Annotated in this window: 16 protein-coding genes and 1 pseudogene; 4 read left to right on the top strand and 13 right to left on the bottom strand. The window is 70.5% G+C overall.

All coding sequences use genetic code 11. The annotated features are described in order from the left end of the window. Position 1: 1 nt before the first annotated feature. From ABD369_RS34255 to ABD369_RS34270, 4 genes are all read right to left on the bottom strand, one after another. Positions 2-1,072 carry a CU044_5270 family protein gene (locus ABD369_RS34255; protein ID WP_344640532.1) on the bottom strand — a complete coding sequence of 357 codons (1,071 nt, stop codon included), beginning with the start codon at positions 1,070-1,072 and terminating at the stop codon, positions 2-4. Next, on the bottom strand, positions 1,069-1,701 hold the full coding sequence (locus tag ABD369_RS34260; RefSeq protein ID WP_425557836.1) for an RNA polymerase sigma factor: 633 nt from the start codon (positions 1,699-1,701) through the stop codon (positions 1,069-1,071). Before ABD369_RS34260 ends, ABD369_RS34255 begins: the two co-directional genes overlap by 4 nt. 127 nt (positions 1,702-1,828) lie before the next feature. After that, positions 1,829-3,067, bottom strand: coding sequence for an alpha/beta hydrolase family protein (locus ABD369_RS34265; RefSeq protein WP_344640534.1), 1,239 nt, complete (start codon positions 3,065-3,067; stop codon positions 1,829-1,831). Further along, positions 3,064-4,161 carry a carotenoid oxygenase family protein gene (locus ABD369_RS34270; protein WP_344640535.1) on the bottom strand — a complete coding sequence of 366 codons (1,098 nt, stop codon included), beginning with the start codon at positions 4,159-4,161 and terminating at the stop codon, positions 3,064-3,066. The genes ABD369_RS34265 and ABD369_RS34270 overlap by 4 nt, the downstream gene beginning before the upstream one ends. Before the next feature lie 107 nt (positions 4,162-4,268). On the opposite strand from ABD369_RS34270, the gene ABD369_RS34275 reads away from it, so the two are divergent. After that, positions 4,269-4,766 carry a DinB family protein gene (locus ABD369_RS34275; protein WP_344640536.1) on the top strand — a complete coding sequence of 166 codons (498 nt, stop codon included), beginning with the start codon at positions 4,269-4,271 and terminating at the stop codon, positions 4,764-4,766. Between the two features lie 444 nt (positions 4,767-5,210). Further along, a complete protein-coding gene (ccsB, locus tag ABD369_RS34280) occupies positions 5,211-6,347 on the top strand; it encodes a c-type cytochrome biogenesis protein CcsB (RefSeq protein ID WP_344640537.1) in 1,137 nt (378 codons plus the stop codon). Between the two features lie 36 nt (positions 6,348-6,383). Here the strand turns inward: ccsB and ABD369_RS34285 are convergent. Beyond that, a pseudogene (locus tag ABD369_RS34285) lies at positions 6,384-6,634 on the bottom strand (hypothetical protein); the annotation flags it as partial. Between the two features lie 109 nt (positions 6,635-6,743). After that, complete coding sequence (locus ABD369_RS34290; protein WP_344640538.1) at positions 6,744-6,920, bottom strand: hypothetical protein; 177 nt, start codon at positions 6,918-6,920, stop codon at positions 6,744-6,746. A 589-nt stretch (positions 6,921-7,509) separates the two neighbouring features. Between ABD369_RS34290 and ABD369_RS34295 the strand changes: the two genes are divergently transcribed. After that, complete coding sequence (locus tag ABD369_RS34295; RefSeq protein WP_344640539.1) at positions 7,510-9,486, top strand: SGNH/GDSL hydrolase family protein; 1,977 nt, start codon at positions 7,510-7,512, stop codon at positions 9,484-9,486. Positions 9,487-9,518: 32 nt separating this feature from the next. Here ABD369_RS34295 and ABD369_RS34300 read toward each other — a convergent pair whose 3' ends face one another. From ABD369_RS34300 to ABD369_RS34315, 4 genes are all read right to left on the bottom strand, one after another. Further along, complete coding sequence (locus tag ABD369_RS34300; RefSeq protein ID WP_344640540.1) at positions 9,519-10,814, bottom strand: glycoside hydrolase family 113; 1,296 nt, start codon at positions 10,812-10,814, stop codon at positions 9,519-9,521. Between the two features lie 65 nt (positions 10,815-10,879). Continuing rightward, positions 10,880-12,298, bottom strand: a complete 1,419-nt coding sequence (locus tag ABD369_RS34305) for a glycosyltransferase family 2 protein (RefSeq protein WP_344640541.1) — start codon at positions 12,296-12,298, stop codon at positions 10,880-10,882. A 97-nt stretch (positions 12,299-12,395) separates the two neighbouring features. After that, positions 12,396-13,127 (bottom strand): hypothetical protein, encoded by a 732-nt coding sequence (locus ABD369_RS34310; RefSeq protein WP_344640542.1) that lies wholly within the window; start codon positions 13,125-13,127, stop codon positions 12,396-12,398. A 215-nt stretch (positions 13,128-13,342) separates the two neighbouring features. Continuing rightward, complete coding sequence (locus tag ABD369_RS34315) at positions 13,343-14,776, bottom strand: glycoside hydrolase family 26 protein (protein ID WP_344640543.1); 1,434 nt, start codon at positions 14,774-14,776, stop codon at positions 13,343-13,345. A 628-nt stretch (positions 14,777-15,404) separates the two neighbouring features. On the opposite strand from ABD369_RS34315, the gene ABD369_RS34320 reads away from it, so the two are divergent. Beyond that, the gene (locus tag ABD369_RS34320) at positions 15,405-16,877 is read left to right on the top strand and encodes a phytoene desaturase family protein (RefSeq protein ID WP_344640544.1); all 1,473 of its coding nucleotides are present in this window, start codon (positions 15,405-15,407) and stop codon (positions 16,875-16,877) included. 136 nt (positions 16,878-17,013) lie between these two features. Here the strand turns inward: ABD369_RS34320 and ABD369_RS34325 are convergent, their stop codons facing one another. The 3 genes from ABD369_RS34325 to ABD369_RS34335 form a co-directional block, all read right to left on the bottom strand. After that, on the bottom strand, positions 17,014-18,417 hold the full coding sequence (locus tag ABD369_RS34325; RefSeq protein WP_344640545.1) for an NAD(P)-binding protein: 1,404 nt from the start codon (positions 18,415-18,417) through the stop codon (positions 17,014-17,016). A gap of 318 nt (positions 18,418-18,735) precedes the next feature. Beyond that, on the bottom strand, positions 18,736-19,407 hold the full coding sequence (locus ABD369_RS34330) for a TetR/AcrR family transcriptional regulator (RefSeq protein WP_344640546.1): 672 nt from the start codon (positions 19,405-19,407) through the stop codon (positions 18,736-18,738). A 213-nt stretch (positions 19,408-19,620) separates the two neighbouring features. Then, positions 19,621-20,103, bottom strand: coding sequence for a carboxymuconolactone decarboxylase family protein (locus tag ABD369_RS34335; protein ID WP_344640547.1), 483 nt, complete (start codon positions 20,101-20,103; stop codon positions 19,621-19,623). Between the last annotated feature and the right edge of the window lie 8 nt (positions 20,104-20,111).

Raw genomic sequence — 20,111 nt, forward strand, 5'->3', positions numbered from 1 at the left:
TTCAGGTGGTGTGGGAGGGGGTCTGCTTCATGGCGCTGACGATCGCGCGCTGCGTGACGGCTTCGGTGCTGACGACCGTGCCGGGCTTGATCAGGCCGTGCTCGCCGGAGGCGCCCTGGACCTGGACGGTGCGCTCGCCGAGGAAGGTGAACGACTTGTTGTCGAAGATCCACTCGGTGCGCTGGCCGCTGGTCTCGTTCAGCAGGGCCACCGCGACGCCGTGACGGCCCACGGCGTCGACCGCGTCGTCGACCTTGACCACACCGGGGATCTTGGCGGCGGCCTTGTAGAGCGCGGCCGAGAGGTTCCCGGGCGGGTAGCTCTGGATGAGCAGGTCGCCGATCGTGGTGAACGCCTCCGCGTCCGGGCCGGGCCCGTGGCCCTTGGTCTCCGTGTAGATCTTCTTCAGCAGGGTGTCGGGGTCGGTGGGCAGGGTGGCCAGATAGTTGTACGACGGCGCGTTGAGGTACGGCTCGACCTTCGAGTCCAGGGACGTGCCGTCGATGTTGCCCGGATCGATCAGCCAGCCCTTGTGGCCGTCGAGCGACTGCCACATCTGGCGGGTGTGCAGCGGAGCGCTGACCACCGAGCTCTTGCCCCCGTCCGTCCGCACGTAGGTATTGGCGGTCTTCGCCTCGATGTAGATGAACTGGCCGGCACTCGGCTGCGGGACGGGGGCCTCCTGGGCGGCCAGGGAGATCTGGTCCAGGAGCTGGGTGACTCCGTGCGCATCGGCGGTGCCGATCCGGGTGGTCAGCGCGGGGCCGGCGGCCAAAGTGGCGCCGCCGCCCGAGCTGCCGGACAGCAGGACCCCGGTGGCGACCGCGCCCGCCAGGGCGCACGCCGCCACCGGCAGGACGATCCCGCGGCGCAGGAACCGGTTGCGCGGCTTGGCGGTGCGGGTCGGGGCGGGGCTGGAGGCGGAGTTGTCGAGGTCGTGGTGGATCCGGGCCATCAGGTGCTCCTTGTGGAACTGGTGGCGGCCCGCCGGCAGATCCCACTCCACGGCCGGCAGGAGCCCTTGGGTCTCCTGCCAGTCAGCCGGGTGCGGCTGGGAGGGGCTGGCGTTCATCGGATTCCTTCCTGTGCGGACCGGACCGCGGTCGCGCGGTCGCCATGTATCTGTCGGGAGCGGCGGGCGGGTTCCCGTCTGTCCGCCACGAGTTCCGCATCGGCGAGCTTGCGCAGCTTCGTACGGGCGCGGGAGAGCCGGGAGCGGACGGTACCGAGCGGGATGCCGAGGGCCTCGGCGGCGTCGGCGTACTCGAGGCCCTCCCACAGGCACAGGACCAGGACCTCGCGCTCGGTGCGGCGCAGCGAGCTCATGGCGGTGAGCGCGGCGGCGATCCGGCGTCGGTCGTCCACCTGGCCGGCCACTTCCTCGGCGTGGTCCGGCACTTGGGCAATCGACGGTCCCGCCGCGGCGAGCGCCGCGGCGGCGGCACGGTAACGCCGGTTGCTGCGGCAGTGGTTGCGGGCGAGATTGGTGGCGATACCCAGCAGCCAAGGCCGCAGCGAACCTCCTTCGGGGGCCACCTTGCCTCGCAGCCGCCATGCCTCCATGAACGTCGCCGACATGACGTCCTCCGCGACCGACCAGTCGGCGGTCAGGCGGAAGGCGTGGTTGTAGACGGTTCGGGCGTAGAGGTCGAACAGCTCCGCGAAGACATTCGGATCCCCGGCCCGTACCCGGGTTCGCATATCTGTGGTCACTCCTGTGGACTGTCCGGCACCCGGGAGGGAGTTCCGGTGTCGTGCGTCACATTCCCTGCCGCCGCGGCGCCGCAAGCCGGCGGCACGGCGGTGGCGGTGGCACCGCGTGATGCGTCTACGCCGGCGCGGACGCGCCCTCGCGGTGTCGGAGGGTGTCGTCGAGCCAGTTGTAGATGCGGGCGAGTGCGAGTTTCTGGGCGCCGGCTTGGCAGTGCGCGTCGGCGCCTTCGTCCGCGGTGAACTCGAGCAGGGTCTTGGGGCAGGTCAGCTCGTCGTAGAGCTGCCGGGCCTGTCCGGCGAAGAACAGGTCCCCGGCGGCCTCGCAGACCAGGGCGGGACATTCGATCCGTGCGGCGATGCCGTCGCGGAGGTGGTAGGCGAGGTAGGCGGCGCCGAACGCGCGGGGGGTCGGGGCGCCCATGACGTACATGCCGTGGTTGACCGCCCAGCGCATGACCGGGTCGGTGGCCATCATGTGGTCCAGAAGGGCGTCGAGTTGCGGATCGGCCTCTGCGCGCAGCCGTCGTTCCACCTCCGTCCGCTCACCGGGGATGCTCCTGGTGACCGCGGGGCCGAGGTCATAGACGCCGTCGAGGGCGACCACCGCGGCCAGACGGTGCTCGAACGCCGCCGCCCGAGGGGCGAGTAGGCCGCCCATGCTGTTGCCGAGCAGTGCGATGCGCTGCCCGTCGACTTCGGGCAGCTTCAGCGCGAAGTCCAGTACGGGGCCTACGACGTTCTCCCAGTCCGGGCGGAAGACGAGGCCTTCGCGGTGACGTGGTCCGGGCTGGCCCGGGCCGTCGAAGACCAACACGGTGTAACCGCGCTCGACGCCGGCCAGGGCCCCGAAGAAGTGCATCTCCTCGGCTGTACCGTCGAATCCGTTGTGCATGACCACGGTCGGTCGCGGGGTGCCGGAGGTGTCGGCGCGGTACAGGTAACCGGGCAGTGTGGTGCCCTCGTAGGGGATCCGGACCGGTTCCACGCGGGGGGTGAACAGCGCCGCCGCGGCTTGGAAGCACTCCACGCTACGGTCGTAGGCGTGGTCGTGCCGGGGGTCGCGGGGATCGCCGTGCAGGAAGAACTCCGCCGATCGGTAGTAGTTCGAGGCCCGCAGGAACCCGTCCCGGGCACTCACCGGGTGGCCTGCCGCCAAGTCCCGCGCGGCCTCGCCTGACACCCGGTCGGCCGTGGCCAACCACTCATCGTGCCAGCTGTCGTAGTCGCCTTCGACGATCCGCTGGCTGGTCGAGACCACTTCACCGAAGTCCGCGCCACCGTAGGCGATGTGGCCGAACGACCGGAGCGCCTCGTCCCGGAACTCGGCGTCACCGGGGAACAGCAACCGCCTCAAAACACACTCTCCTTGAGGACGAAGGTAGCCGGGCCGTTCAGTTCCGGTCGAGGGCGGTGTCGGGGATCCAGGAGCCGTGGATGCCGGCGGTGACACGGCGGGGCAGTTGGACGGCGGCGATCCGGTAGGTCGGAGGCGTCGAGGACGAGGAGCTGGGAGGAGTCCTGCTTGAGGTCGGAGGTCACGGTGAGGAGGTAGCCGTCGTCCTCGCGGCTCGCTCCGGCGGCGGGGACGAAGACGGCTTCGCTGGGCAGCCGTGCGTCGCCGACCTGGTGGATGTGGCGGGTGCCGGTGACGCGGTCGTACTTGACGATGCCGTAGCCGCCGAAGCCCTTCTCGTCGGGGAAGGAGATGGCGTACTGGTAGCGGTGCTCAAAGCCCAGCAGGTCCTCGTTGATGGTGGGGAACTCCACGGTGAGGTCGTCGATCTCCCGCTCGCTCACCGATCCCGCCGTCAGGTCGATCACCCAGCGGCGGTTGCGGGAACGGCTGCCCGGTTCGCTGCCGCGTTCGGGGGCGCCGACCCACCAGTTCCAGGAGAGTTGGAAGCCCTCGCGGTCGACGGCCGGGCCTTCCAGCACGATGCGGCCCTGGGCGTCCTCGTAGGCGTTGGCGGTGTGCAGCAGGTTGCCGGGCTCGATGGGGAACCAGCGGATCTTCCCGGCGCCCTGCGGGCCGCGCGGCATGACGCCGATCCGGGCGGGCCGCGCGTCGTTCCAGCCGTAGGGGATGCCGGAGTGCTCGGCCGGGTCGAAGGTGACCGTTCCCTCGATGAAGACGACGTGGTGGCGGGTGATGGCGAAGTCGTGCTTGAGGGAGGCGGTGGCCCCCGGCACCTCGGCGCTGTGCGTGATCCGTCCGTCGGCATCCGCGACGTAGTACGTCAGGAACGGCGGGAAGGGCGAGGAGCCGAAGAAGTGCAGCTCCCCGGTGACCGGGTCGGTCTTCGGATGGGCGGTCATCGCGCTGCGGAGCTTGCCGTCGAAGTCGTGGGCGCCGACGGTGTCCAGTTCGGGCGTGAGCTCGAAGGGGAAGTTGGCCTCACACAGGGCCAGCAGGCGGCCGGCGTGCTCGATGACCCGCAGGAGGGACACCGGCCCCGCCCGCCCTTCCGGCTCCGGAGCGACGGACGCCTTCGTCGGCGGCGCGGGTCAGCCGCGGAGATCCGGCTGCCGTGCCCCCTCGCTGTCATGATGGTCCGATGGGCGACCAGAAGAGGTCCGGACCTCCGCGGGTGGCGGATGAGCGCGCCACGCTGACCGGCTTCCTTCAACGCCAGCGCGACACGCTGGCCATGGCATGTGCGGGGCTCACCGCCGAGCAGCTCAGGGAAAGGGCCGTACCGCCCTCTGGCTTGTCCCTGCTCGGCATTGTCCGGCACATGGCTGACGTCGAGCGGACCTGGTTCCGGAACGTGTTGAACGGCGAGAACAGCACTGCCCACTGGCCCCGGAGCGACGGCGGCGCTTTCGACGTGGACACCGCGGACCCGGCCGAGGCGTTCGAGATCTGGCACGAGGAGTGCGCCCGATCCCGCGACATCGTGGATGCCGCCGAGTCCCTCGACGTCACCGGGCAGTACCGGGACGACGTCTTCTCCCTCCGCTACATCCTCGCCCACATGATCGAGGAGTACGCGCGGCACAGCGGCCACGCCGACCTCCTCCGCGAGCAAGTCGACGGAACCACCGAACCGTGACAGGACCGGTCACGCGTCGTGGCGACGCAGGGCAAGCCACCGGCTTCGGCCCGTGGAGCGGCTTCCGGTGTGGCTTCCCCAGTTGCCTGGTGGACCTCCGTACTCGATCGCCAATGCGCGGGTACCGCCTTCGACGCCGCCCCGGGCCGTTGGAGGTCCTCAAGGAGGCTGAGACGCTTCAGAAGATGCTGCGCCAAAGCCCCTTCCGGCCCCCGGGGCATTGCCGCCGGGTGGCATTGGAGCCGGACGTGGCGCACGCGCCGACCCAGCCTCACCGGATTACCGGACTGGCCGTCAGGACGCTTACCGGGCAGCGATTATCGCTCATCCGGCGAGCCCGAGAGGCCGGTAGCCGTCGACTCGGCCCCGCAGCCGGTGCGGTGATCCGCCCGCCGTACAGTGGGTGGGTCCGCCTCATCGAAACTGACTCCGAAGGAGTTCTTGGTGAAGCTCGCCTCGGCCATTGATCCTCAACTGGCTGGTACGTCCATCAAACTCATCATCGCGGCCACAGCGGTCTACCTCCTCGCGATGTTCGCCCACCTCTTCGAGTGGACGTTCGGCAGCAGGGGGACCGTCGCGCGGCGCTCGGCCGAGCAGACGAGTCTGGCCGAGACGGTGGCGGCGGCCGCTCCGCGTCGGGTGGCCAAGAAGGCCGTGGTCACCGTGGCATCGGGGGACGGCGGTTCCACGACGGTCACGCGTACCGTGCTGGCGGGCGAGGGCGCGGGCGTCGTGACCTCGTCTCGGGGCGGGGTCGAGCAGGTCGACGGGCCGGGGGCGGCCGGTGACAGCCCGCGGGCGGACCTGGCGGGCCGGATCGCGGTCTCGCTGACCACCCTCGGCGTGCTGCTGCACATCGGGGGCGTGGCGACCCGTGGGCTGTCGGTGATGCGCTGGCCCTGGGGCAACATGTACGAGTTCTCCTGCGCCTTCGCGCTCGCCACCGTACTCGTCTACCTGGGCCTGCTGGCGGCCAAGGTGCGGGTGCGCTGGCTGGGACTGCCCGTCACCCTCGGCGTCGTGCTCACCCTCGGCGTCGCGGTGACCGTGCTCTACACCGCGGCGGAGCAGCTCGTCCCGGCCCTCCACTCCTACTGGCTGGGAATCCACGTCACCGCCGCCACGCTCTGCGTGGGCGCCTTCTACACCGCCACCACCGCGACCCTGCTCTACCTCGGCAAGGACACCTACGAGAAGCGCTGCTCCCTGGGCGAGACGACCGGCCCCTTCGGCACCCCGGCCTCCGTCTGGGACCGGCTTCCCGCGGCGGCCACGCTGGACCGGTTCTCCTACCGCATGACCGCGATGGTCTTCCCGCTCTACACGTTCACCGTCATCGCCGGCGCCATCTGGGCCGAAGCCGCATGGGGCAAGTACTGGGAGTGGGACCCCAAGGAGACCTGGTCGTTCGTGACCTGGGTCGCCTACGCCGCCTACCTGCACGCCCGGTCGACCGCGGGCTGGCGCGGGCGAAAGGCCGCCTATGTGGGCGTGGTCGCCTTCGCCTGCATGCTCTTCAACTACTACGGAATCAACATCTTCGTCACCGGAAAGCACTCGTACGCGGGCATCGGCTGACAGTGGTGCTGTTCGCGGTGACGCAAACGCCCCGCTCTCCTGGAAGTAGTGCCGGTCGCTGACGACCCCGCGCCGTCCTCGAAGATGCCTTCGATCATCACCACGTTACGGCCCTGGAACAGGTCGAGGGTGGCTGCCGCCAGCATGTCGAGGACCTCCGGCGGGTGCGAGTCGACGGTCTCCACCGACAGCAGCATGCCGGTGGACATGTCGATGACCCCCGCCGCGACGCAGTCCGGAACCTCGACGCGCAAGGCCTTCACCAGACTCGCGGCCCTCTCGCTCATGCTCTGGGCCGCTCGGACTTCTGACCCGCTGAATTGTGCTCCTTCTCCGTGTTGTCCTGGAAGTGGACCGATGTCGACCCCGTAGTCAGCAACTCAGTTACTGATGAGGTCAGTTGACCTCGCCTTTACTGCTTTCCGCGGTGAGCAGGATGCTGGTCCGCGCCGCGGACTCCTGCGCCTCGGCATGCAGCCGCTGCACATCCATGCCGGCGTCGCCCAGCACTCCGATCAGTGCCCTCTCACCGACCGCCCGGGCGACCAGGTAGCCGTCGGTGAACTGCGACACCGTGTGGTGGAGCCTCGGAGTGTCGCCATGCCCACCTCACGGACACCTCCCATCCTGTGGCGCAGCCGTCGCCCCCCGGGGGACGCTCTCTCGATCCTGCGGCGATCGCGCGGGAAAGGTCATCCGACTGCCTGTCAGCGGCCGCAATGGCCGCGGTGCTGGCCGCACCCCAGCGCCCGACGCTCGACGCCCGACGCCAGCTCGTCACCGCGCCCACGACACAGGCATGGTGACGCCGCATCGGCGATCCGGTGCGCCGTCCGCGGCAGTCGGGAGGGTCCTGGCGTGACGGCTTGTCAGCTGCGTCTGTCAGGACGGAAGCGCGTCGCGGAGGGCCGGGTATCCGTTTGGTATAAAGGTTGGCTTGTTGGTGGGCGAACGCGACGAGCCCGCCAACGGTCCGCGCTGTCTGAGGAAGCTGGGTTTGCGCGGGGGGACCGGCGGAGCAACCAGGGGCGAACGGCGGGCATCGATGGCTGAGTTCAGAACGGTCAGGCCAGGTTCAACGGAAGCGGAGTTGGAGGGGGCGGCGGCAGCGGTGCCGCGGGCGCGGTCCGGTGGCGGAGGCCGGACCGCTGTCCTCCAGGGTGTGCCCGCCAGCGCTGCGGGTGCCGGGGGCGAGTCGGCCGATGCCCTCGACGGCGCTTCGGCCGCCGCGGCCGAACCGGCGGCGAACACCCCGGTGGCCGCGCCCCGAACTCCGTCCGTACTCGGTCTGCAAGGCCTTGCCGTGCTGGGGGTGCTGGCCGAGGCAGGCGGGATGCCGGGCGCGAGGTCCGTCCCCGCCGTCGATGCGGTCATCGTCGCGGCCGGGTTCCTGGTCACCTTCTCGGTGCTGCGGGAGCAGTTGGCGTCCGGGCGTCCGGGCCTGCTGTCGCGCTGGCAGCGCCTGCTGAAGCAGCAGACCCCCGTACTGCTGCTGTGCCTCGGGGCGGCACTGGCCGCGGTCGGACTCGTCGGCGGGCTGCCGATCGCCAAGGTGTTCCGCACGTTGGTGCCGGCGGTCTTTCTGCAGTGCGCGGACTGGGCCCAGTTCCATGCCGACGGGATCCTGCCGAAGTCGGCCTACGACGGCTCGTGGGTTCCGGAGCCCTTCGGGGCGGTCTGGCCGCTCAGTGTCGTCGGTCAGATCGCGCTGGTCTGGCCACTACTGCTGACCGTCCTGCTGTTCCTGCTGCGCGGATCGCTGCGGGTGCTCGGCGCGCTTCTCCTCTCGGCGGCCGCAGCCCTGGTCGCCCTGCCGTTCGCGCTGCCCGCGGCGGCCTGGCGGGGGCTCGCCTCGCACGAGGTGTTCTTCGCCGGCGCCGAGCGGATGCTCGACCTCGCGCTGGGCTCAGTCGCCGCGTGCTGCGCGGTGATCGTGATCCAACGTCGTGGTGCGGGCGGTGCCGTGGCCGGCGCGGGCGGTGCCCGCTCGGCCATCGGCTGGACGCTTGCCGGGGCCGTGCTCTCGGTCGGGCTGGCAGCGGTCGGCGTCAGATCGGGTACCGGCGCCGAGTCAAGGCTGGCGCACCTGGTCCCGGCGCCGACCGCCGCGCTGCTGGTCGAGGGTGCCACCGCGCTGCTGCTCGCCCTGCTCGCCCTGGTGATGGCACTCGGCCGCGGCCCGCTGTGCGGGCTGCTCGGCCGCCCCCTGCTGGTCGAGTTCGGCCGGATCGGGTACGCGGTGCTGCTCGTCGGGCCGCTGCTGTTCTGGCTGCTGCGCCGCGGCTGGCCGCAGATCACCTGGTACGGAGTGCTGCTCGCGGGCCTCGGCCTCAGCTGGCTCGTGGCGATCTGCGTGCACTATCCGACCCGGCGGGCCGCAGTCAGGCCCTGGAGCGCGGCGCGGGCCCTGCCGCTGGTTCTCGCCGGATGCCTCGCGGTGGCCGGCGGCTCGTACTGGCTGCCCACCCGGGCCGCTCAGCTGCTCCGTCCGAACGGCCGCGCACTGGTCCTCGGCCTGGGGGACGGGTTGGCCGGTGACTTCGCCACCGCGCTCAACCGGCCCGGCGGGTCGTTGAACGGCGCGAGCGGGGTCGTCGGGCCCCTGGCCGGCTGCGGGGTACTGGCAGGCTCGGACGGCCACCCCGGCTGCGACGGCTGGCGGCAGCAGTGGCGGGCGGGCCTCGCCGCCAGCGAGCCCGACGCCGTGCTGCTGCACCTCGGAAGGGACGCGGAGGACCGCACGGTGGCAGGCCGGAAGCAGACCGCGTGCGACCCGGCCTACCGTCAGCTGTACCTCGCGCGGCTCGCCGACGCCCTTCAGGTGATCGAGTCGGTGGTGCCGAAGGCCACCGTGTTCGTGATGAACGAGCGGCTCGACAACAGCGCGACCGACCCGATCGGCGCCGCCTGCTACAACCAGCGGGTCAAGGAGTTCGCCGACACCCATCGGGGCAAGGTCAGACTGGTCGACCTCAACGCCGAGCTCTGCCCGGTTGATGCCTGCCGCCAGGGCACCCCCCGGGGCCGCCGGTTCTACGCGACCGTGGACGGCACCCGGCTGACGACTGACGGCCAGGCCCTGATCGCGCCGTGGCTTGAGCAACAGCTCCGCCTGACGGCCCCGGCCGCCACCCGGTAGGCAGAACCGCCAGCCGGGTGGCCGAGGGCCGGTCAGCGCTTCGGCGGCCTGACGGGGCGGTTGCTGCCGGATCCGGTCTCATGGCCGGCGCCGGAGCTCGCGTCCTGACTGTCGACGGGCAGCTGGTACGACTGCGAGAAGCATGACTTGACGGCCTGTTCGGTCAGGGAGCGTCCTGCGAAGTCCAGTCGGGAGTGGTCGTCGGCCGGTGGTATCGACGGGTTGGTGTGGAAGTTGACGGACCACCAGTAGACGCCACCGAGCCTGCGCTGCCGGACGACCTGGCACACGGCGGTGTACCAGGTCGCCTGCACCTGCGGGTTGACCCGCCCGTACCGGTAGAAGTCGCCGGGGCTCCGATAGGCGCCGTTCTCCGCGCCGATGCCGGCCTCCGAGAGCAGGGTGGCGGAGAAGTCGCCGGAGTGCTTGCGGTCGAGCCACTGGTTCCAGGCGGCCGTGATCTGCTCCACACCCGCGCTGTCCGGTGCGTCGACCGGGAAGTAGGCGTCCACCTGGACCTGGTCCACCGGCACGTCGACGTCGTGCGCCACGTAGTTGTCCCAGTTGGTGTCGTACACCAGCTCGCCGGGGAAGCGCTTGCGCAGGTCGGAGACCAGCGCGGACCAGTGCGGATCGCCCTCCAGCGAGACGAGTTCGGTGCCGGCCACCATGGTGGTGACTGACGAGCTCCTGGCGACGTCCGTGTACTGGGCCAGCAGACTGCCGTACGAGGCGAACCACTGATCCCGGTCCGCGGGGGCGAGCGCGCCCCGCCACTGGGGAAGCAGGCTGCGCTCGTCGATGATCGGTCGCAGGGTGATCCGCAGGCCGGCCTTGTGGAAGGTGTCCAGCGCCGGCTTGAGCCTGGCCGGGGAGGGAGTCTTCTTGCCCGTGTGCAGGCTGTTCGAGTCGATGCCGTCGATGTAGACGGGGAAGGAGAGCGCGACGGAATTGGCGCCCAGACCCACCAGGTAGTCGGCGATGCGCTGGGCCTTCCCGCGAATCTCGGATTCACCGTCGGACGGCATGTCCTCCCAGTACACCTGGGCACCCCACTGCGGCATCCCGGGCTCCCACGGGTGGGCCACGGTCGGCACTTCGGCCGACGGCGCGGCGGTCACCGGGTCCGCGGCATTGATCACCGGGTCGGCGAACTCCTTGACGGGGCTCGGCACCGGGGAGGGTGTGGCAGCCGTCGAGAGCCTCGGCACGGCCGAGCCGGACGCCCAGTGCAGCGGTTGGCTTCCCATGGCGAGCGGTACGGCGGCGACGGCGGTCACCACGGTGACCGGGAGGACAGCGAGCCAGGGGCGACGGGATCGGGTCATGGCGTCGGGTTCCTGTGAGGTCTGAGTAGGTCGGGTCGCTGGCGCCGCACGGGGCCCGCAGCGGATCAGGCGGGCTTCGCGATCACCACGAACTTGTTCTCCTCGCCCCGGACGAACTTCAGGAAGCCGCGGAACCCGCCTATGCCTTCCAGCACCGAGAAGACCGGTATGAGCACGACCACGGCGATCGGCTCCCACCAGCGGCGCCGGCCGCCCGCCGAGACCAGCCCGTTCAGCCGGAGGCCCTCCCAGTACATCCAGATGACGTACCCGAAGTTCAGCGCCCAGAGCAGCACCACGGACTGCGCGACCGGCGAGGTGTTCAGCGAGCCGCTCAGCCAGGCGAAGGCGAGCACCATGGCGATGTGCTGAAGCGGGCCGATGATCCAGGTGGAGACGCACAGGGCCAGGAACCAGCGGTGCCGCAGCGGGATGCTCCGGTTGAAGCACAGCGCCACGAGCCCCCACGACCAGCGCTCCCGCTGCTTGACGAAGTCCCGGACGCCCGCCGGCGAAGCCCCGTAGCAGCGGCCGTTGAACCAGTCGCTGCGGCCCGGATAGCGGCGGCAGAACGTGAGCGCGAGTTGGGCGTCCTCGACGATGGCCTTCGGGCCGAAGTCCCAGCCGATGGTCGCCTCGACGGAGGCCCGGAGCAGGAGCAGCTCGCCGTGCACGCCGGCGATGGGCGTGCCGGTGCCGGTGAGCGCCCGGAACCGAGCGATGTCGTCGGCCGGCCGGACCGCGTCGGCCAGCCAGGTGAAGCGGTTGACGGCGAGTTCGCGCGGGTAGGTGAGAATGCCCTGCGCCATGTGCTTGGCCTCGTCGGGGCTGGATCGGCGCTGGCGGTTGATGAACTGCGCGAGCGTCTCGGCGGTGTCCGGCCCGACGCCCGTGTCGTCGTCCATGTGCAGGACCCACACCTCGTCCCGGGCCTCACCCTCGGCGATCCGCAACTCGTGCGCGTAGTGGTTGGCCCGGGCCTTGAACCGGGTGCCGTTCGGCGGCCGGTAGGCCTTCGGCACCGTGACGATCCTGATCCGCGGATCCGCGGCGCCGAGGGTGTCGATCCGGTCGGCGGCCTCGCAACCCTCCTCGGTGAGGACGTCGACTCGGAGCTGGGAGAAGTACACCGGGAGATGGGCGACGTACGACTGGACGGATCGCTCCAGGGCCGGGTAGGTGTCATGCCGGCCGATGGTCGGCACCAGCACGATCAGGAGATCGTCGGACACCTCCGCGGCGGGGGTCATCTCGTGGCTGCGCCGGATCCGGCGCCGGATCAGCAGCGCGCCCTGGAGGCCCACCAGGACGCCCACGGCCGGGACCGACCACATGACGGTGAGGATCCAGCCCAGTGGAGTGTGGTTCGGCCGATAGGTCCACAGGCCGAACCCGAGGAGGGCCAGGAACGGCAGGGCGAACGGCGTCAGGCCGGGGCGCCACTGGGAGATCCGGTGAGCCAGCTTGTCGGTTGCCCTGGTCATGCGGGTAGCACTGCCTTCCTCCGAACGGTCCGAGGCGGTCCGACCAGTGGCCGGACCGCCTCGGGTCCCTGCTCCTGCGGCTGTGGCCGTCGGCCTGTCAGCCCTGCTGCTGCGGTTCCCCCGGCGTGGGCTGGGCTGGTGCCGCCATGCCCGGATGCGCCGGGGCCTGTTGTCCGAACCCCTCGGACGCGGCCGGCCCGGCGACCGGCTGCGACTGCCCGAGGGGCTGCTGCACCGGCGGCTGCTGGTACGGGTTCATCGGCCCTGGTGCGACGAAGGGCTGCCCCATCTGCTGCTGCGGGAACGGACCGGGCCCGTAGGCGGCCTGTTGGGCGGCCAGAGCCTGCTGGGCCTGAACGGCAGCGGCCGTCCAGGCGTTGACCGGCGGTTGCCAGGGCACGTGGGCGCCGACCCGGCGGGTCAGCATCAGGACCAGCCCGACACTGACGATGACACCGAGGACGAAGGTGGCCAGCAGCAGTTCGCCCTGGGTGCTGCTGGTGAACCAACCGCGCTGAGCGTGGTCGAACAGCGCCCCGGTGAGGCTGCGCAGCCGGTTGTACCCCTCGACCAGGGCGACACCGCAGACGAGACCGCGCGCCCAGTGGCTCCCGCGCAGGATGAAGAACGCGCCGACTCCGTAGAAGACGGCGTAACTGAGGCTGGACGTCTCGGCCTGACCGGTCTTGTCGGTCGAGCCGTAGTACACGATTCCGAGAAGGAAGTTGACGATGCCCACATCGGCAAAGCAGTTCCAGAGCGCCCGCACCAGCAGTAGGGCGGCCCATCCGAGCGCAACATGGGCCGCGACCCGGTAAAGCTTGGGCACCTCGGCAGAGTCGTGCGACCCGATGCCGGAATTGTCCCGATTTCCCCCGATGATCGCACTCACCTCTAGGAGTTCGCGTCAATATGCTTATGGTCAGATGAGGCCAAGTAGCATCATTACAAAGTGACGTGACGGTTCGCCACCTCCCGAATCCCCCGGCGTGCGATTGTGACGAAGTCGTTCACCCGGTGCCCGGTGGCCGGAACGCCGGACCGTCACTGCCGGTGCAGTTTCCGCCAGTCGAAGGTCGAGCCCTGCGCCCTGCCGCCACCCGTGATGGCGAGTGGCGCGCGGAAGCTCGCCGTCAGGTCGTCCTGACTGTTGCGCCGACTCGGTTCGGTGGCGTTGTCCGCCGTGATCGCCTGCCCCCAGACCGACCAGACCACCCACGGCGTCCGGCTGAGGGTGTCGTTCTGGGCCTGGTTGACCGGGACGTAGAACGACTCGGCCAGCATGCGCGGTTTCCGGTAGGAGGCCAGGCCGTCGTACCACTGGGACGTCCAGGCGGACCGCCCGGACGTCCGGGGTGTGGTGCTGTAGTCGTCCACGCCGACCATGTCCACGTACTGGCTTCCCGGGTAGTAGGCCGCCGGATCGCCGCCCTTGGTGCCGTCCCAGGCCGAAGGCGACCACACGAAGATCAGATTGTGCAGTCCGCGGGTGCCGACCAGGTAGTTGTACATGATCTGCCAGAGCGCCTTGAACTTCGCCGGCGGCTGGTCGGCCCACCAGAAGCCGTTGGCGCAACTCGTGGCGTTCATCTCGTGGTACGGCCGCAGCAGGACCGGAACGCCGTGGTCGGCCAGGTAGGCCAGGTGGTCCGCCAGGTAGGAGAGATCACCGAGCAGCGCCTGGTACTCCGGCGTGTCGTCGCGCCAGTCGATGACCCGGTCGAACCAGCCCGGGTCGTGCGCGGCCGGCGAGCCGGAGCACTGGACCTCGGAGAAGGACTTCAGCTTGCTGCCCGGGTAGGGCTCGTGGAAGGACATCCCGACGATTCCCGCCGGGCCGCCCCCGTTCTCCGGCAGCGTCGTGGTCGAGCCGTCGCAGTTGTGCTCGGCGCCACCGGTGTAGTAGCTGCCGTCGGCGGGCCGGGGGAGCCCGGACCAGACGCCCTGCAGCAGGTCCACCACATCGTCGGTGTACTGCCAACCCGGTCGACACGTCGGCCACTTGCCGGTCGAGTAGCTGCGCGGGTCGCCCGCCGCCCACCCCGGCTCCTCGTACCCAGGGCCCAGATCGGCTTCCACGAAGCCTGCCAGGCGGCCGGTGAGTTCCTCGGTCTTCCGGTAGTAGTAGCCAGGTTGCTTGAGTCCCGGCTGGTCGCCGTACTCGGGGTTGAGCCGCTCGTTGTGCACTTCCACGTGCTGGCCGAGGACGGTGCCCCCGGCGGCACCGCCGCGGGCCGCGTTCTCCAGCCCGGCGAGGGCCTGATAGACCGCTTGCGCGTTCGGTGCGGCCTTGGGGTCGCGATCCGTGAGGGTGGTACTGACCAACTCGGGCGCGGTCGAATGCACCGGTGCCGGTGCCGGCGCCTGGTCGTCGAACGGGGCGCCGGCGATGAGCAGGCCGGCCACCACGCCGATGGTGGCAGTGAAGGCGGCGATCCGGATGCGCGCGTCGTGGCGCTTCCAGAACGGGGGTTCCAAGTCCGGATGGAAGACGGCCCCGTCTTGCCGGTCGCCGAACCCTCTGCCCCCCAGCATCCCACCGCACCCCTTCTGGTCGTTCGAGACGAACAATGTCGGGAAGATTACTGAAATCTCTTCAGGTCCCGGCCCCCGCGAACTGATATGGGGTCAGACTACTGCTGTCCAGGGGGACGGGCCGGGAGCCGGTCGGATCGGACATGCGGGAGACCTGAACCCGCAGTGCTCCAAAACTGCTTCACCTCCGTGACCTCCGGCAGTGTGCTCGACGTCGGCGTCGGGCATGGAGGAGCGATGTTTTCGCACGCGATTGCTCCGGCGACCTCGAGTGGCGCCGGGCGCGCGTTGCGCGCCGATCAGCCGAGCTCCCAGAGCGTCGGCGAAGCGGCACGGCTCGGTGCCGTCCGGGAAGCGTGAAAGACGGCGTCAGCCGCGCGCAGGGTCAGGCCAGAGCGGAGGTAAGGGCGGGGCGGAGGCGGCGGCGGAGGCGGTCAGCGGACTCGGGGCGGAGACAGCGGGAGCCGTCCGCCCCGGGCCTGATCACGGCGCGCCCGCCGGCTGACCGCGTCCCGCCCCAGGCCTCGGGCACCATGGGCCTCGCCCAGCACCAAGCAAGGAGCTTCGACCAATGAGCACAGCAGTCGTCGTGGGCAGCGGCCCCAACGGGCTGGGCGCCGCCATCCGGCTGGCCCAGGCCGGGCTCTCGGTCACCGTGCTGGAGGCCGCGGACCGCCCAGGGGGCGGTACGCACACCTCCGAGTTGACGCTGCCCGGCCTGCTCCACGACGACTGCGCCGCCATCCACCCCACCGGCGTCGCCTCCCCGCTTCTGTCCTCGCTCGGCCTGGAGCGTCACGGCCTGCGCTGGCTGTGGCCCGAGGTGGACCTCGCCCATCCGCTGGACGACGGCCGCGCCGGGGTCCTCTCCCGCGACATGGCGAGGACCGAGGCGTCGCTCGGCAGCGGGGACGGGGCGGCCTGGCGCCGGCTGTTCGCACCACTCGTCGCCGACTTCGCCAAGATCGCCGATGAGGTGCTCCGCCCAGTGCTTCATCTGCCCCGGCACCCCGCGGCATTGGCGAGGTTCGGGGTCGCCGCCCTGCCGCCCGCGACCTGGATGACCCGCTACTGGCGGGAAGAGCCAGCGCGAGCGCTGTACCTGGGTAGCGCGGCGCACGTGTTCGGGCGGCTGGACACCCCGCTGAGCGGCTCGGTCGGCCTACTGCTCACCACAGCCGGACACGCCGTCGGCTGGCCGGTTGCCGAGGGCGGCAGCTACGCGATCACCGACGCGATGATCCGATGCCTGGAAAGCCTCGGCGGCAGCGTCCGCACCGGCGTCGAGGTCGCCGGACTCGACCAGCTGCCCGGGTTGTTGGGCCACACCCCGGACTTCGTCATGCTCGACACGAGCCCGCGGGCGGCCGCGCGCATCGTCGGCGACCGCCTGCCTGCGCGGGTCCGCAGGTCGCTGAACCGCTACCGCCACGGACCGGCCGCCTACAAGGTCGACTTCGCGATCGACGGAGACGTGCCCTGGACCAATGAGGAGTGCCGCCGGGCCGGCACCCTGCACCTGGGCGGCAGCGCGGCCGAAATCGCCGCGGCCGAGGCCGCCACCGCGCGCGGCGTGATGCCGAAACGGCCATTCGTTCTGGTCGGCCAGCAGTACCTGGCCGACCCCTCCCGCTCCGTCCGACGCGCCAACCCCCTGTACGCGTACGCCCACGTCCCGCACGGGCACGCCGGGAGCGCGCTCGAGGCGGTCACCGCCCAGATCGAGCGCTTCGCCCCGGGGTTCCGCCGACGCATCCTGGCGGTGCACGCCCGTTCCGTGCCGCAGCTGGCCGCCGGCAATCAGAACTACGTGGGCGGCGACATCGCTGGCGGCTCCAACCACGCCCGCCAGCTCGTCTTCCGGCCCCGCGCCAGCCTTGACCCGTACAGCCTGGGCGTCCCCGGCGTGTACCTGTGCTCGGCGTCGACCCCTCCGGGCGCGGGCGTCCACGGCATGTGCGGCTTGCGGGCAGCCGAGTCGGCCCTGTCCCGCCTGGGCGCGGGCAGGGCGATCGTCCAGGCCTGGAGGGGTCACCGGGGTTGAGTTTCACCGCGGCGCCGACGTGCCTTCGCCCGTCAGCCGCCCCCATCCGCACATCGCACGCCGGACGATCTACCGCGACAGACAACCGTCCGTCAGCAGAGCCGCCCCCGAAGGGGCGGTGTCGGCACATGCCCGGTCAGTTCACCGCCGCGACGACATCCGCCTGCTGCAGAAACTGCTCCAACTTCAGCTTCAGGGCCTGGAACATGGGCAGGAGCGCGGTCCGCTGCTCCGGGGAGAGCTCGGGGAGCCGCCGACCCAGGAGCCTGCAGGTGCCGAGCCATTCGAGGAGTTCCGGGTCGGCGGTCCATCGCACGACCCGCTCCTGGATGTCACCGAAGAACTGTATCCAGTCCAGAGCGGAGTCGGGGTGCTGCGAGGGCTCGCACAGCGCGTTCCTGGTGTCGTCGTCGGCGTAACCCGCCTCGACGTGGGCGATGAGTGCGGCGCTGAACACCTGCTGGCAGGGAACCACCGCCTGCAGCGTGATGTGCGTCTGGTCGAACACCGGCACCGTCGGCCGTCGCTCCAGGCCGTCGGCGGTGCAGTCGATGTAGAGGGTTCCGGCCCGCGCGGGAATGGTGGCCTGGTCGAGTTCGATCGCGTTCTCGTCGATGCGCTTGACCCTGCCGTGGCGGACGACGTCGCCGATGCGGCGCAGCTGCTCGAGCTCGGCGCGGGCGACTGTCGCGCAACGGTACGCGGTCGGTGTGACGTCGGGCGACAGCCGCAGCAGCAGGCCGCGCTCCTCCAGCCGTGCGAACAGCTCCTGGACCGTGTCAGCGCCGGCCACGGCCTCGCGACGGGCCGCTTCCGTTTCGAGGTAGGAGTCCCCGGGCTGGGTGTGGGCGCGGTCGATCATCCAGGAATCGCGGGGCGTGATCCAGGTGATGTCGGCGGGATCGGTGCCGCGGCTGAGCAGCCACAGGCAGGCGTCGATGCCCGTCTTCCCCGCCCCGACGACGGTGTAGTGGGACGGCTGGTCCTGCAGGGCGGGCAGCTGGTTGGGGGTGATCAGGCGGACGCCGGGGGCGACCTCGTACTTGGGCGGCACCATGGCCGGCACCGTGACGTTCATGTAGGTGGCGTCCACGGTCCGCCGTTTGACGGTCACCTCGAAGGCGGCTCCGCTGACGGTGGAGTGGAAGCGCTGGACGTCGGGCCGCTGCGGATCCGGGCCGTCGTAGAACGACTTGGGGAAGTAGGAGACCCGGCCGGTCGGCAGGAGTGTCCTGCGCATCACCTGGTCGAAGTAGGCCAGGATCTCGCTGGCCGAGGCCAGCTCGTTCAGTCCGGCGTTCCAGCCGTGCTGGTCCACCGTGCCGCTGCCCAGCTCGCGGGAGTTGACGCCGTAGAAGGCCGACGGCTGGTGCAGGCGTACGAAGGGGTAGGCGACCGTCCAGTGACCGCCGGGCTGGTCATAGCGGTCGACGATGGCCACCGTCGCGTCGGTTTCGGCGATGAGGGTGTCGGCGAAGGCCATGCCCATGGCCCCGGCTCCGACGATCAGGTAGTCGACCTCAAGAGCTGTCGGTTCCAACGAATGTCGTCCTTCCGTGATTGCATTTCGAAGGTCGGGAGCCGGCTCGAAGGTCGGGAGCCGGCCGTACTCAGCGCGGCCCGCGGTTACCGGTGGAACGCCGCAGCAGAGCCACGGCGTGTGAGGACCTTTCGCTCGCGCGATGTCCAGCCGTCAGGCTCAGCGCACAAGACCGCGACGAAGAGGCGGGACTGCAGGGGCCCTTGACCGCACGCGGTGGCTCACACCGCCGCGATCAGGGCCACGCGCAGATTCCGGGCGCCGCAAGGAGCGAGGCATCGGGCCTCGCGAGGAGCGCCTCGGGGTTGACGAGGGCGTTCAGGGACTGGAGGGGTTCAAGCCGGCGGCACGCTCTTCCTCGGTGGTCGTGAGGGCGACCACCGGCATCCCCGTCGGCCCGGGGCGAACCTGCATGCCGTCCAACACGATCGTCAGGCAGCGCCTCCACACCTCGCTCGAGACCGGCTGGGTGTGCTGGATCACGCAGCTGACCATGTAGAAGATGAGCTGCAGGTCGGTCATCGCCAAGTCCGGACGTAGCAGACCGGCGTCCTGGACACGACGCATGACCGTCTCGGCTACGGGCATGAACCTGCGGCGAGCCTGCGCCACCAGGGGACGGCCCCCGACCTCGGAGAACACCACTTCTCTCAGTCCGCGATCGGCAGCCATCTGTTCCAACACCCAGGTCAGCAGGCCGACGAACCCCTCCCACGGGTCGTCATTCGCCAGAGCCTGCTCGGCGGCCACCACCAAGGCATCGACACGCTCTTCGAACAGCTCGTTGATCAGCGCTTGCTTGTTGCCGAAGAGCCGGTAGGAGGTCGCCACCCCGACACCGGCATGGCGAGCGATGTCGTCAAGGTTCACCCCCAACCCCCGTTCGGCGAACACCTCCCGAGCAGCCAGGAGCGTGCGCTGCCGGTTGGCCTCGGCATCGCGTCTCAGGCGCCGTGCGCCCCGGGACGCGGATGAATCCGTTCCGTCCATGATCCGACAGTAGCACTATCTGGAGTTGCCAACTCCACCTCCGTCGCCGACTCGCCCACTGCCCTGCCGGGTCCGGCACCGGACTGGCCGGAACTCCGGGAGCTGCGGAACGCCCCGACGGGGTGACCCAGCGCGGCTTCCGCTGAACGCGTCCGGGCGCACCAGGCGCGGGGGCCGGCCGTGCGTGAATGTCATGACCGAACGTCACGCGACTCACTGCGCCGGCACGGGCCGCACCGGGTGCTTGCTGAGGATGGACACGCGGTTGAAGGCGTTGATGGTGACCGCCACCCAGACGACTGCCGAGATCTGGTCGTCCGTCAGGGCCGCGCGGGCGGCGGCGTAGGCGATCTCCTGCGCCGTGGCGTCCGCCGGGGTGGTGGTGGCCTCCGCCAGGGCGAGGGCGGCGCGCTCCTGCGGGGTGAACAGCTCGGCGTCCCGCCAGGCCGCGAGCACGCCCAGGCGCTGCGCACTGTCGCCGCCCTGCAGTGCGGCCTTGGTGTGCACATTGAGGCAGTAGGCGCAGCCGTTGATCTGGGAGACGCGCAGGTTGACCAGCTCCACCAGCCGGCGGTCCAGCCCGGCGTCCGCCGCGACCGCGCGGACGGTCTCGGCGGTCGCGAGCAGCGCGCGGTAGGCCTGGGGGCTCTGCTTGTCGACGAACACCCGCCGGTGCTCGCTGGTCACTGCACTCACCTGAACTC

The sequence above is a fragment of the Kitasatospora cystarginea genome (assembly GCF_039533515.1).
Classification (GTDB): domain Bacteria; phylum Actinomycetota; class Actinomycetes; order Streptomycetales; family Streptomycetaceae; genus Kitasatospora; species Kitasatospora cystarginea.